The following is a 12,971-nucleotide window of genomic DNA, read 5'->3' as shown; positions in this document are numbered from 1 at the left end:
ACCTGGCCAAGATAGCGCGTCATGTGGAGCGCCTCTGGGACTCCTTAGAGCAGGTTAGTTTAAGAATTCAGGATCACTACAACCAGCCGTATGACTCTGGCCAATCACTTGAAGTCTTAGCATTCCAGCCAACCCCAGGTATAGACCGAGAGATTGTGGCTGAAACCATCCGGCCTACGGTTTATCTCCAGGGTCAGCGAATACAGATGGGTCAAGTGATTGTGGCAACTCCGAAAATTCTCCCGAGGTAGAGATCAATGGAACGGATGACGATTGACTACGGAATCGATCTAGGCACGACGAATAGCTGCATTTCTGTGCTTGAAAGCACTGGGGCCATGATTATTCGCAACAACGAAGGTTGGCCCTATACACCATCGGCAGTTTCCGTTGAGAAGGATGGGAGCATCCGCACAGGAAGAAGCGCCAAGGATCGGCTGGTGTCCTACCCCGGCGACGCAGTTGGAGCATTCAAGCGTTGGATGGGAACAACTCAAAGTAAGGACTTCACTCGTAGCGGAACCCGCATGAATGCAGAGCAGCTATCCGCTGAGGTTTTAAAGGCGCTTCGCGATGAAGTAAAGAAACAGAAGGGTGAAGACTTAGAAGCTGCCGTCATTACCGTACCGGCTTCTTTCGACCTTCCAGCTTCTGAAGCTACGAAGCGCGCAGCATCCCTCGCAGGATTTGTATCAAGTCCATTGTTGCAAGAGCCGATTGCTGCTGCTTTGGCCTACGGATTTCGGGAAACACAGAAGAATGCGTTTTGGCTAGTCTATGACTTTGGCGGAGGGACGTTCGACGCAGCGGTCATTCATGTGCGCGATGGAGAGATACAGGTAGTAAACCATGGCGGCGACAACTACCTCGGCGGCGGCGACCTTGATTGGGCTTTGGTTGACAACTTCCTCGTCCCACATCTGACTAGAAAATATACGCTCACAGATTTTCGTCGCGGTAACGAAAAGTGGATTCGGGCATTCGCAAAGTTGAAGGGGTGGGCGGAGGCTGCCAAGATTGCCGTTTCAAAGGAAAAGGCAGAGTCAATCCAGGAAGACTCCGTATGTAACGATGACAACGGGAGACCCGTGGAGCTGGACTATCTGTTGACCAGGGCTGAGGTGGAGTCAGTTCTCCGTCCTCTTCTCTATCGTTCAATTGATATGTGTAGGCGCGTCTTGGGAGAGGCAAAACTATCGGCGTCTCATATCGAACGGACAATCCTTGTCGGAGGTCCAACGTACACGCCCTTCCTTCGAGAGATTCTCGCCGACCCGAAGGAAGGCTTAGGAATTCAGGTGGATTTTTCGGCCGATCCCCTAACTGTTGTAGCCCAGGGGGCTGCGATTTTTGCTGGGGGCAGGCGGCTACCTGCAAGGCGTTCCACTGCCACTGCAAACGGAACATATACAGTCGCATTGTCATACGATCCCATCGGAAGCGATCTTGAACCGCTCGTGGGTGGAACAGTTACTGCTCTATCGAAGAAACCGCTCAGCGGGTATACGATTCGTTTTGCTAATCCAAGGGGTACGCCGCCCTGGGACAGCGGAAAGATTCCCCTAGATGAAGCAGGCACGTTCAGTGGTTTCCTGCTGGCTCAGTTAGGCGGCGCAAATGAATACCACATTGAACTTTTTGACCAGAGTGGCAGGGCCTGTCCCGTTACGCCGACCTTGTTTACGTACACCGTTGGCCTGACAATTACGAAACCGCCACTGACACACAATATAGGCATCGCCGAAGCTGGCAATCGAGTACACGTTCTGTTCGTTAAGGGGACGCCGCTACCCGCGAAAGCCACGGCGAAGCATGTGACGATAGGCCTGATTAGACGCGGTAATGGCGACGATGCACTACGGATCCCTATCATAGAGGGGGAAGCAACCGATGCTGCTGACGAGAATCGCAAGATTGGTGAGTTCAGCCTAACTGGTTCGGAGATTGATCGCGATATCCCTGCTGACTCTGGGGTGGAGATACGGTTGGCTATCGACGATTCACGAACGATCAAAGCGAGTGTGTACATCCCGGTTCTTGACCTCGAAAGGGACTTCAGCCTAGATGGGCTTGTTAAGCCGACGCTTCCGATAGCGGAGCTGGAGCAGGAGTTTACAACAGAGCGGAATGCTCTCAATGAGAGTCAGGAACTCGCGGAAGCGGTCAAGAGCAAGCCAGCATTGATTGAGCTTGAGTCGATGAATCGCCAGGAAGTAGTTCAAGGAATTGAGAATTTGTTGCAGCATGGAGGAACAGATGCGGATCTGAAGAGCTGTGAGGAACAACTGGTTGCTCTTCGTCGAGCCAGGCGGCGAATCGAAGTAATCCTGACAGCACCCAAAATGCAACAGGAAGCTCAGGACGAACTGCGCTGGACGCAGGCGCTTCTCGAAGAGGTCGGCACTAATGAAGATCGGGCCAAGTTTATCGATCTGAAGCGAAAAACCGAACTTGCGCTCGTAGCTGACCCCGACATTCTGCGTAAAGCAATTGATGCGCTATCAGCGCAACGAATTGAACTTTGGCTGCGAACACCTGACTACTGGTTGGGATACCGTGAATACCTGGCCGGTGAAAAATCGAAGATGCTAGATGAGACACAAGCTGATCGTTGGCTAATCCATGCTGATCGTGCGATCGCAAGTGGAGATACGGAGGCTCTCAGGGTTGCCTGCCGTCAACTAAACGCACTGTTGCCTCGTGATGTACAGACCGTCGGATACGGTGGCAGCACCCTCCGAGCAAGATAGAACGCCGACCATTGGAAGACGTGAAGAATCAAAAGCAACTCGCTAGCATGCTCGACGACCTCGCGGTTACAGGTCGCCTGCAGGACGTCGCTCTGTTCACAGTAGAGGGGCGTTCGGATCGAATACGGAAAATCAGGCAGGTGCTATCTACCCTCGATACCGGCGTTTACCTCTTAGGCGCAGGTCCATATTCTCAAGCGATTGTCCCGCTCAGAAGCGACGAAATCATCATTGGTCGGCTGGCGACTCCTTTGGAACCGATTTTGGATAAGCCGGTCGATGTCTTTGTCAACGATGCCGTCGGGCTACTGCCCCGCGAGGTGTCGCGAGTTCATTGTGCCGTTTATCGACGTGAAGGAATCGAACGCCATGATTACTGGCTAATTGACAGAGGTAGCACATGCGGCACATACCTGAACGGAGAACGGTTGGATCAGCCATCATCCGATTCAGAGCAAGAATTGATTCGTGCCAGTCGACCGTTGGCTCACAGCGATGTCATCTCACTCGGGCCAGCAAAGATTAATACATTTCTCTTTGCCGATCTGAGAGGTTAGACATGTATTGTGTGGGCTGCAGCTCCCAAAATCCCGATGCTGGTGTGTTTTGCTTCAATTGCGGCAAAGAGCTCATCGCCTCGCCGACTGCTGCTGTCGCAGCTCAACAGGCTACTCAGGTCACAAGCGCAATTCCGATGCATCCAGCAGTAACCAGCCAATCACCGGAACCGCCACTTGATTTCGCGGTGGACGCCATTCGGAATGAGTACCCAAATCTAAATGGAGTCGGTGGCTGGCTTCTCTGGTTTTGCTTCATCACCACAATCGTCTCCCCTGCAATAGTTGTGATTTCCTCTTTGTCCCATCCGTCCGGCTATTCACTCATTGATATTTGCCTTGCGATTTTCTCTGTATTCACAGGAGTTAACCTCTGGAAGGCTAAACCTCAGGCATTACGCCTGACGAAGGTACTCTTAGCAATTCAGTTCTGTATTGGCGCGCTGCTCGTTATCGGTGAGCTCATTAGCTCGACCAGTGATTCCACTTCGAGCGGTTCTACTTCGGACCCCGGAGGTCTAAGAATGCTTGTGGGTTCGATCATTTGGTTCTTGTATTTCAAGAAATCCAAGCGTGTAGCGGTGGTATATGGGCGAAATATGTGAACGCAGCAATAAATATCCATCCCGTCGGGAAGACACTTATCATTGGAGATTGAATAGACGTTCCCAACCCTGCCCCAAATGGTAATTTCGGGCAGGATTGTCTTCAAAGGGACAAGCCCAACCTCACATCCTGTGGTTTCTGCTGTCCGGTCTTCGGTTCAAACCCTTGCTGGATCGAATTGCTCTGCGACTTCGTCAACCCGACGGCGGAAGTTTTGGATACGTCACGGCAGAAAGTTTCCCTAGGGATAACGCACTGTTGGTATAGACATGTGCTTCATGCGACGCTCGCGACACCGAAACGTGAGTGAAAGCTGAGCAGGCCTCGAAAGACGTAATGCGGAAGCCGACCCGCCAAATTTACAAGTGCAACGAAGTCGACTCGCCTGTCATCAACTGATGTGAGGAACAAAAAGTGGACGAACTGGAAACAGCAATCATCACGAAGACCGGTCACGGTTTTGAAGTGACAGATAATTTTGGTGAGATCATTGGCAGCTTCAAGGACTGGGACCAGATCGCCGACATGTTCAGCAAGCGGGATTTTTCCGAGGAATACATCGCGAAACGCCGAGCGGACCTTGACCGAAACTCAACAACCAAGATCGACGAGACCAACGAGTAATGTGCGGCCGCTACGGAAGGACGCTCCGACAAGCAGAAGATCGCCGACGCCTTTCATGTGAAAGCCAGCCTCGATGATATCGACTTCATGGCCAATGACGACATCACGCCTGGAACCAATGCAGCCCGTCGACTTTTCGAATGACGAAGGCGAGCGCGACATCGAGCTGATGTATTGGGGCTTTACCTTTCCTAAGCGACTCACGTTCAATACGCGCTTCTCAAAGCCTGGTCTTTGGAGGAATTCCTTTGAGAATCGTCGCTGCATCGTTCCGGCAGACCGCTTCTTCGAGTGGAAGCGCCTGCATAAGAAGAACAATCCGAAATATGAGAAGATCATTGACTATGGTGCAACGTGACAAACCGTTCGCTCGACGATTCTGATCGCAATTCCAGGGTTGAACTCTTCGATGCTACGTAAGCAAGAGACTGATCAAGTTGAAACGGAAAGATCACTGGCATCGATTGGAGTAAAGGCAGTGAGACGGGTTTCCCCTTGAACCGAACCACGGCCTCGACAAGACCGGCCGGATGCGTAAGACGACAGTCACTTAGAAGGAGCCTTTGCATGCGCGTGGGCATTATCGGAACAGGAGCAATTGCGGTGAAGCACGCACAGGCCTATCGCAACATTGGATTTCCCATTGTTGCATGTGCTAACAGCGGAAGGTTGCGAGGCGAGGAATTCGCGATCTCGACAGGTGCGGAATTTGTGGGCAGCAATGAAGAACTTTGTCGCCGGCCGGATGTGGATTATGTGGATCTCTGTACTCTTCCGAGTGTTCGCATGGAGATACTGGGGCTTTGTGCCAGATATAGCAAACCTTTGCTCATGCAAAAGCCTATGTCGGTTGATCTTCAGACCGCGCGAGCGATGGTGACGCAGGCAGAGAAAGCTCATATACCGTTAGGCGTCGTGAGCCAGCACCGCTTTGACGACTCTGTCTTGTTTCTAAAGCAGGCACTTGCAGACGGCCGGCTTGGAAGGGTGCTACAGGCCGATGCATATGTGAAGTGGCATCGGTCTGACGAATATTACAGCCGTCCGATTAAAGGAAGCTGGGCAGGAGAGGGGGGCGGCACGCTCATCAATCAAGCGATCCATCAGGTGGATCTGCTGCTCCATCTTGTCGGACCTGTGGCGCGAGTCTTTGGCGAATGGAAATTAGGTGCCACGCACTCGATTGAGTCGGAAGATATGCTGGTGGGAACGTTCCGGTACGCAAACGGGGCGATTGGAGTAATGGAAGCCTCCACGTCACTGTGGCCCGGATATCCGGAACGTCTCGAGCTACACGGAACCAAAGGCACCGCCATCATCACTGGCGACAAGCTGACGACCTGGGACGTGGAAAACGACATTGGAGACCCGCCACCGCTAATGTCAAAGGCCTCGTCCGGAGCATCGGACCCGATGGCGATTTCGATTGTCCCTTTCGAGCGCCAATTCCAGGACTTCGCGCAAGCATGTAGCGAAGGACGAGAACCCATGTGCTCAGGGATGGACGGTTTCCGCGCCCTGCAGGTAGTGACCGGCCTGTACGATTCCTGCCGAAAGGAACAGCCTGTCACTATTCGGGCGGAATTTTAGCCGAAAGATGCAGCGGGCCAGATGCGCAGGAAAGCGCGACGTTTCCCGTCGCACTTTCCTTGCTTGCAACCAAATGCTACGCCTAGACCTTTACGCCCATTTTCTGTACTAAGAAATCCCTACTGATTTGCGCGGATTCCTTAGGCGTCTTGCTGTCGTCGGGTTCTCGATCCAACTCCACAACGGCCCATCCCTTGTAGTTGATGGCATCCAATGCGGCAAATGTTCCTGCGAAGTCGACAGTTCCCTTGCCGAGTTCAACGAATTGAAACGGATAATTCGCGCCCGGCTTCAGCGGAATAGGACGGACATCTTTGAGATGCATGAAAAGTAAGCGGTCACGATACTTCCGTATCTCTTTGCCTGGATCCCCACCTCCTGCAGTGATATGCGCCGTATCAAGCTCAAGCTTCACGTACGCCGGGTCGCTATAGTCCATAATCTGTTCAAGATTTCCGGGCATTTCACTCAACGTGTTCAGGTGATTGTGATACCCGAGTAGCAGACCGATGTCTGCAGTCTGTTTTCCAAGGTTGTTCAACATCTTGCCGAGCCGCTTACATTCGTCTGGCGTTGCGGTTCGCGGATGTCCCTTTAGCACGTCAAGAATCTGCAGATACTCGGCACCTGCTGCCTTCGCAAACTTCGCATTGACCATGTGAGCTTCGATCTGGGGACCTTCGGGTTGCTCCAATGAGATGGTGCCGCTTGAAAGCGCCACAAACCTAAGGTTGTGCTTTGCCAACAGGTCTTTCAGCTCAGTCGCGGTGAAATCCTTCACTGCGTTGGCACGGAACTGGATGCCGGGATATCCCACCGCAGCAATATCCTCTATTGCCTGACGTTCGTTGTCTCCCCATGTCATAGCTGCGTAGCCATAGCGGAGATACCGAAGGCGTTGGCCTGAAGCCATACCTGGAAGAGCGGATGCTGCGGTGAAGGCGCCAGCAGCAGCGACAAAGCTACGACGTGTTAGGTTTGAACTCATTTCATTATTCCCCTCTATAACGTGTGTATTCGTGAATTGTTCCGCTCAAATGGGATTTCTAATAACTGGTGATTCAGGCGTCCAGCGAAACGATTTCAAGCCGTGGAACAAGTAAGTGGATGGCTGCGATCGCCACCAGGTATGCCAGGCCCGCAAGAGCAAATACCGGCGCATAGTTGCCGCGGGTTAACGTAAGTATGAAACCGATGAAAAGTCCAAAGAACATCATCGATACTGAGCCGCCACAGGCACCAATGCCAACGATCGAGGCCACTGCCCTGCGCGGGAACATATCGGAGGCAAGGGTGAAGAGGTTGGCAGACCATGCTTGATGTGCTGCTGTTGCCAGACTGATGAGAGCCACTGCGGAGGCCACGGAATGGGCGTGCCCGATCATAGTGATCGGAGTGATAAGCAACGCATAAAGCAACATTGAGGTCTTCCGTGCACGATTTACCGTCCACCCCTTCCCGATGAGGCGCGCTGGCAGCCACCCTCCTGCAATACTGCCAACCGTGCAGAAGTTATAGATGACCAGCAGCGGCAAGCCCATGGAAGTTAGCGAGAGTCCAAATCTTGCGTGTAAGAAACCCGGTAACCAGTAGAGATAGAACCACCAGATGGGATCAGTAAATACCTTGCCGACCAGAAAGGCCCATGTCTGCCGATGCGGCAGCAACATCGACCATGGGACTTTCGCCTCGATCTCTTTTCCCACATCCTGATTGATATAGGCCAACTCGGCTGGAGAAACTCCGGTCTTTTGCGCGGGGCTGCTGTAGACGGTGAGCCAGAGTATCAGCCAGATGACCGCAAAGACGCTGGTTGTGAGGAAGGAATAGCGCCATCCCAATCGATAGAGCAAGAATCCGACCGCGAATGGCGCAATGGTCGCGCCGATGTTTGTACCTGAATTGAAGATTCCAGTTGCAAGCGCACGCTCTTTGCGTGGAAACCACTCCGCTACGGCCTTAATGGCGGCTGGGAAATTGCCTGCTTCGCCCAGCCCTAATATGAACCGCACAAGGGCGAACCCGATGACGCCTCCTGAAAGTTGGCTTATGGAAGTAAGCCAACCTGCAGATGTTCCTCCTGGAAGGTGCCGCAATACTTCCGCCAAAAACACCGCGGCTGAATGAAGGTAAGCCGTCACTGCTGTGTAACCGAGCAACGAATGGCTCGCGGAAGCTACGGTCCACAACGTCAGGGCACACGCATATCCAATCCGGGTTCCCACCCGGTCAATGAAGCGGCCGGCTAGCAGTAATCCGATGGCATAGGCGGCAGAGAATAAAGATACGATTGCAGCAAACTGAACTTCGGTGAGGCCGATGCCGTTTACGGGATCCTGCAACGTAGGCTTCAGCAATGCAAGCACCTGCCGGTCCATGTAGTTCAACGTGGTTGCGAAGAAGAGAAGTGCACATATCTTCCACCGATACTGCGTCATCCGCCCTGGCGGCCGGAACTCTTCCTCCAGGCCGTATGTGGATTCGCCTCTTTCCTGCGCTTCCAGACTACGATGTCCATCACCCATCTCTTATCCTTGTATCCCATTCCTTGATACCTGGTGAACCGTACGATACTGCGCCGTGCATTCGCGCTTGCCTGCCGCCCGTTAGCTCACATCAAAGTTCACGGACGCGGATAGAGCGCCACCTGCAGAGTGCCCCCGGGGCCCACCGATCGTTGCCGAGCCAATCTCCGGGGGCGTTGTTATGCACTTCAAGCGAGATATGACCCGCGCGTCCTACCATATCCACGACTTTGTTGGGATTCCAGTCCGAGGCGACCATCTTTGACGTCACCAATTCCGACACCTTCAAGTCGTTAACCCATGTAGTGAGCGTGGGCACCGCACCCACAGAACGGATGCGGAACCGGTTCCAATCGTTAAGCTTCCACACCTTCAGCAGATCTTCGGCGGAAACCATGTAATCAGGTTTCACCAGGTGTCCCGCATCATTGGGTTGTTGCGGTTTTCCGGGAATCAGTCGCGTCACATGCCCGCTTGCGTCTCGCTCTGCCGTAAAGCCGTACTCATATGCGTGAAAGCTTCCAAATCCATTGCCGAAGTAGCCTCCTATCGATCCGTGAGGGCGATAGTCAAGATTCACTTGAAAACCTGTTGCTCCCTGTTCGTTCGCGCGAACATAGATTCCGGTGTCTGCAGGCCAGTCTGGCCGCGCTTCAATCTCCAACTCGAAATCGCTGAAGGTGCGATCAGATACGAGATACGAACCGACACCTGCACGATCTTGGCCGCCCACGATGGCGCTGTCTTCCACCCTCCAGACACCGAGCGACGGCTGGTTGGCGAGGCGCGCCTTAGACGTCCAACCATTAAGCGTTTTTCCGTCAAAGAGCGAAGTAAAGCCGTGATCAGATTTCAGGGCGGAGGTCTCCGCCCCGGCGATGCGAGCTACCATGCAGCCTGCAATGGCTTTGGCCGACATCTGCAGAACCTGTCTTCTTCTATACCGTGTTTCCATCGCTGGCTCGCTTTCTTACACGTTGGAATAGGTACCGCACAAACGTCGGATTTCAGCCATGAGAATTGGAACATCCGTCATAATCTGGATTCTGCTTCGCCCGCCACTTTCATATTCAGCAGACATATAGCCCCGGTACCCTGCTTCCGCGAAGATGCGTCCGATACGTTCTAAGTCAACTGGACTTCCGTCGTCGAAGTTCCCATTTCGAAGATGCGTCTGCGTCGCGATAGGGATACATGCAGCGATCTGACTGTAATAATCGCGCGAAGCGGTGCGGACAAAGTGAGTGATATCCAGCGTGAGACCTGCAAACGGCGAATTTACCCGCCCGATAATTTCCAAGCAGGTCTCTGAGTTGTCAGCCAGGCCATTTTGATTTTCCATGCCGAGGATGATTCCCTTCGACCCTGCATAATCTGCTGCCCGCTTAAATGCTTCCACCAAGGTGTTGATGCTTTCAGCCTTCGATGCCCCGGCAGGCGCCTTTCCAGGAAAGACACGCAGGTGAGGCGCCCCCAGCGCCTCTGCAACATCGATCCACTTTTTCATCTCTGCGAGCGAGCTCTCCTGTGTTTCACTCCCTAGACGAAGCAGGCTGGCCCTGCATGCGGCGCCTGCGATTGGCACTCCATTTCGGAACGCAAGGTTTCGTAGGTGGGTCAGATACAACCGATCGTCATTTTTGAGGTAATACGTTGTGATGTCGACCGCCTGAGCTTTGAGCTCAATTGCGCGGTCGAAAAAGGCTTCAAGGCTAAGTTCCCCACTCGTGAAGAGCGGGCCGAATGAAAAAGCACAAAGCCCTGGCATCAGGCGTGCCGATCTCCCATTGGCCGGGGCTGCCTGAGCCGCGGAAGGCATGCCGACAGAACCGGACAGCGCGAACGCAGCCCCAGAGCGAAGAAGAAACTGTCTGCGATCTGTCGTGAGTGGCAATGGAATTTCCCCGTTTCCCTGACCAATATGGAAGCTTGATACCACGAAGTACTGCGAGCCGCTACTCCCCTAGAGGGTCGCGGCCCACTCCTGTAAGAACCATTTATGGTTACTGCGGTGGCGGCGCGCTCGATGGCGGCGTGGGCTTGCCATCGATCGTCGTGGGCTCCATGACTTCAGTCCGCGTTCCGTCCGGGTCGAAGAGATTAGCCTGCTGCTTACGGTTCTTACCCAAGTGAATGTCGATGTCTTTGCTATAGACCTTCATGTAGGAAGTCGCCTTCAACTTTGCAACGGCCTGGTTGACATTCGGGACTACGAGACACAGGTGATGCGCAGTGCCGCGCTTTGTCGGCGCAGGCTCGGGCTTATTCAGCATTAATTCGACATAATCATCGCTGTCCGGCGCCTTCAGATTGATCCACGAAAGCACCGTTCCATTCGAGCTTCCTCGCCATGTCTCCTTGAAGCCAAGTACCTCGGTATAAAATTTATACTCAGGTTCCAAGTCGCTCACGATGATGCCGACATGGGTCATGTGAGTTGAGATCCGGTTTGGACCCAGGTGTTTACCGTAATTCTTTTCCGTTTCACCCTCCGGCATGTACTGCACCATCTCCACGGTATGTCCCGCCGGATCGGTGATGTTGAAGGCAAGGTTGCCAACTCGTACCGGCTTCGCCTGATCCGGCACCTTCACACCTTTGGAGGCTAGATAGGCGCGAAGTGCTTCGATGTTGTCGGTCTCGAATGAGATATGGCTCAGACGATCGGTGTCTGGCTGCTTTTCAGGCGACAGCTCGATGTATTGATGATCGTTGACCTTGAAGAAGGACATGGAAAGTGAGCCGTCTGGATTCTTCAGAGGGTAGACCTCTTCAAACCCAAGAAATTCTGAGTAGAACTTACGCGATTGATCCATGTCATGCGCGAAGAGAGCAATATGCGCGAGACCAAGAATTTTGGGACGCTGGGGTGTGCTTTGTGCGAAGCTGGAGTTAGATCTGGCACAGAGCGCGCCGGCGACCAGCAAGGCTGTCAAGGTTGTTCGCGCGGATCTTGACATTGCTGCAGACACATTCGAGATACCCATTCGTTTCCTTTCCATAAAAACCTGTTGTGTAATGCGGAAGCAGATTTTGGCTGTGATCCGCCCCCCTAGCCGGTCAGAAGCTGCTCTGCCAATAGGCTTGTTGGCCGTTGTATTTATCATCAGGAAGATTCTTCAGAAGTGCGCGCTTCACTGCTAACGGATCCATTCCTCCCTGCGTTTTGAAGAGAACATTTCCCCTGGTGTCGATCAAAACGGTATAGGGCATTCCGCCCTTCCAGTCAGGACCAAATGCAGCCACCGCATCTGCGGAATCGTTACCGCTGAACTGAAGGTTGCGATTGATGGCATGTTGCTTCTGGAGAAAATCAAGCACAAAGCCCTTTTCGTCCGGACTGTTCAGGCTCACCGTCACAATATCCAATTTGCGTTTCGCATACATTCGTACCATCTTCTGAAGTTCCGGGAATTCTTCTATGCATGGCGCACACCATGTTGCCCAGAAATTGACAAGAAGGAGTTTGCCTGTGCCCTGATTGGTACGTAGGGCTTTCAACTCACCGGCTGAAACGGCCTCTACAGTAACTGGCTTCTGGTCGCCAGCGGCAATCTCGCTGGCTGCCCCTTTTTCCTTGTAAGCCCACTTCGTCGAGCAGCCTACAGCCGGGGTACTTTGCACGTGAACAGGAGTATCCGCAAGTAAGGCATCAATGGCGTCGCGTGTCTCATGTTTTGTAGCAAGCTGTTCGCGCGCGTTATTATCCAACCGCCCCTCATACTGCAGGACTCGCTGCTGATCAAAGACGAATGCGTGCGGTGTTGCTGTTGGGCCATACTTTAGAGCTACAGCCTGAGTATCACCGTCATAAAGATACGGGTAGTTGAAATTACGGTACGCTGACCGAATTTTCATGTCCGCAAACGAATCACCTACGTCTGTATATCCCTCTTCACTGAAGTGAACTGCTTTCGGATCGTTACCCATGATCACAACTACGGCAACGTTGCGAGTCTTGTAGTCGGACGTCAGTTGCTTGATGCGATGCTCGTACATCTGCGCAACCGGGCAATGATCACAACTGAAGATCACAACCAGAACCTTACTGGCCGAATAATCTTTCAGGCTGTGGGTCTTACCATCTACGCCGGGCAACGTGAAGTCTGGAGCATGCGCTCCAATTTTCAGAACTGGCGGAACATCGGCTCCAGTATGAACACTGTCGTCTTGCCCCAACAGATGGATCGGAGCATTTAGAACCGCCAGCACGCAGAATGCGACCAGAATCCAGATGCGTGTGTGGCTCGATATGGTTTTTCGCTGCGAGCAATCTCTATGCTTCATTGGTAGACCCCTTTATAGAAGCTCCCGGTTTG

12 protein-coding genes are annotated in these 12,971 nt (G+C 53.0%); 6 read left to right on the top strand and 6 right to left on the bottom strand.

Annotation, left to right across the window (positions count from 1 at the left end; translation table 11 throughout):
- Window positions 1–257: 257 nt before the first annotated feature.
- The 6 genes from BDD14_RS31320 to BDD14_RS31295 all read left to right on the top strand — a co-directional run bounded on the left by BDD14_RS31320 (window position 258) and on the right by BDD14_RS31295 (window position 6,127).
- Window positions 258–2,750 (top strand): Hsp70 family protein, encoded by a 2,493-nt coding sequence (locus tag BDD14_RS31320; RefSeq protein ID WP_130425552.1) that lies wholly within the window; start codon window positions 258–260, stop codon window positions 2,748–2,750.
- A gap of 20 nt (window positions 2,751–2,770) precedes the next feature.
- Window positions 2,771–3,307, top strand: coding sequence for an FHA domain-containing protein (locus BDD14_RS31315; RefSeq protein WP_130425550.1), 537 nt, complete (start codon window positions 2,771–2,773; stop codon window positions 3,305–3,307).
- Window positions 3,308–3,309: 2 nt separating this feature from the next.
- Window positions 3,310–3,912 (top strand): hypothetical protein, encoded by a 603-nt coding sequence (locus BDD14_RS31310; RefSeq protein WP_165420472.1) that lies wholly within the window; start codon window positions 3,310–3,312, stop codon window positions 3,910–3,912.
- Window positions 3,913–4,327: 415 nt separating this feature from the next.
- A complete protein-coding gene (locus tag BDD14_RS31305) occupies window positions 4,328–4,537 on the top strand; it encodes a hypothetical protein (protein ID WP_130425546.1) in 210 nt (69 codons plus the stop codon).
- A gap of 118 nt (window positions 4,538–4,655) precedes the next feature.
- Window positions 4,656–4,895 carry an SOS response-associated peptidase family protein gene (locus tag BDD14_RS31300; protein WP_165420471.1) on the top strand — a complete coding sequence of 80 codons (240 nt, stop codon included), beginning with the start codon at window positions 4,656–4,658 and terminating at the stop codon, window positions 4,893–4,895.
- 209 nt (window positions 4,896–5,104) lie between these two features.
- Window positions 5,105–6,127: a Gfo/Idh/MocA family protein gene (locus BDD14_RS31295; RefSeq protein WP_130425542.1), complete on the top strand. Its 1,023-nt coding sequence runs from the start codon at window positions 5,105–5,107 to the stop codon at window positions 6,125–6,127.
- A gap of 82 nt (window positions 6,128–6,209) precedes the next feature.
- Here BDD14_RS31295 and BDD14_RS31290 read toward each other — a convergent pair whose 3' ends face one another.
- The 6 genes from BDD14_RS31290 to BDD14_RS31265 form a co-directional block, all read right to left on the bottom strand.
- Complete coding sequence (locus BDD14_RS31290; protein WP_130425540.1) at window positions 6,210–7,115, bottom strand: sugar phosphate isomerase/epimerase family protein; 906 nt, start codon at window positions 7,113–7,115, stop codon at window positions 6,210–6,212.
- Between the two features lie 73 nt (window positions 7,116–7,188).
- Window positions 7,189–8,652, bottom strand: coding sequence for an MFS transporter (locus BDD14_RS31285; RefSeq protein ID WP_207231953.1), 1,464 nt, complete (start codon window positions 8,650–8,652; stop codon window positions 7,189–7,191).
- Window positions 8,653–8,743: 91 nt separating this feature from the next.
- The gene (locus BDD14_RS31280; protein ID WP_165420470.1) at window positions 8,744–9,571 is read right to left on the bottom strand and encodes a 3-keto-disaccharide hydrolase; all 828 of its coding nucleotides are present in this window, start codon (window positions 9,569–9,571) and stop codon (window positions 8,744–8,746) included.
- A gap of 51 nt (window positions 9,572–9,622) precedes the next feature.
- Complete coding sequence (locus BDD14_RS31275) at window positions 9,623–10,420, bottom strand: sugar phosphate isomerase/epimerase family protein (protein WP_242618418.1); 798 nt, start codon at window positions 10,418–10,420, stop codon at window positions 9,623–9,625.
- A 235-nt stretch (window positions 10,421–10,655) separates the two neighbouring features.
- Window positions 10,656–11,588 (bottom strand): VOC family protein, encoded by a 933-nt coding sequence (locus tag BDD14_RS31270; protein ID WP_165420469.1) that lies wholly within the window; start codon window positions 11,586–11,588, stop codon window positions 10,656–10,658.
- A 124-nt stretch (window positions 11,589–11,712) separates the two neighbouring features.
- A complete protein-coding gene (locus BDD14_RS31265; RefSeq protein WP_130425532.1) occupies window positions 11,713–12,939 on the bottom strand; it encodes a redoxin domain-containing protein in 1,227 nt (408 codons plus the stop codon).
- Between the last annotated feature and the right edge of the window lie 32 nt (window positions 12,940–12,971).

The organism is Edaphobacter modestus, assembly GCF_004217555.1.
Classification (GTDB): domain Bacteria; phylum Acidobacteriota; class Terriglobia; order Terriglobales; family Acidobacteriaceae; genus Edaphobacter; species Edaphobacter modestus.
This window is presented reverse-complemented; position numbering and strand designations above follow the sequence as displayed.

Coding starts and splice junctions, on each gene's coding strand:
- BDD14_RS31320 (WP_130425552.1), top strand. CDS start 258: ATGGAACGGATGACGATTGACTACGGAATCGATCTAGGCACGACGAAT.
- BDD14_RS31310 (WP_165420472.1), top strand. CDS start 3,310: ATGTATTGTGTGGGCTGCAGCTCCCAAAATCCCGATGCTGGTGTGTTT.
- BDD14_RS31300 (WP_165420471.1), top strand. CDS start 4,656: ATGCAGCCCGTCGACTTTTCGAATGACGAAGGCGAGCGCGACATCGAG.
- BDD14_RS31295 (WP_130425542.1), top strand. CDS start 5,105: ATGCGCGTGGGCATTATCGGAACAGGAGCAATTGCGGTGAAGCACGCA.
- BDD14_RS31290 (WP_130425540.1), bottom strand. CDS start 7,115: ATGAGTTCAAACCTAACACGTCGTAGCTTTGTCGCTGCTGCTGGCGCC.
- BDD14_RS31285 (WP_207231953.1), bottom strand. CDS start 8,652: ATGGGTGATGGACATCGTAGTCTGGAAGCGCAGGAAAGAGGCGAATCC.
- BDD14_RS31280 (WP_165420470.1), bottom strand. CDS start 9,571: ATGTCGGCCAAAGCCATTGCAGGCTGCATGGTAGCTCGCATCGCCGGG.
- BDD14_RS31275 (WP_242618418.1), bottom strand. CDS start 10,420: ATGCCAGGGCTTTGTGCTTTTTCATTCGGCCCGCTCTTCACGAGTGGG.
- BDD14_RS31265 (WP_130425532.1), bottom strand. CDS start 12,939: ATGAAGCATAGAGATTGCTCGCAGCGAAAAACCATATCGAGCCACACA.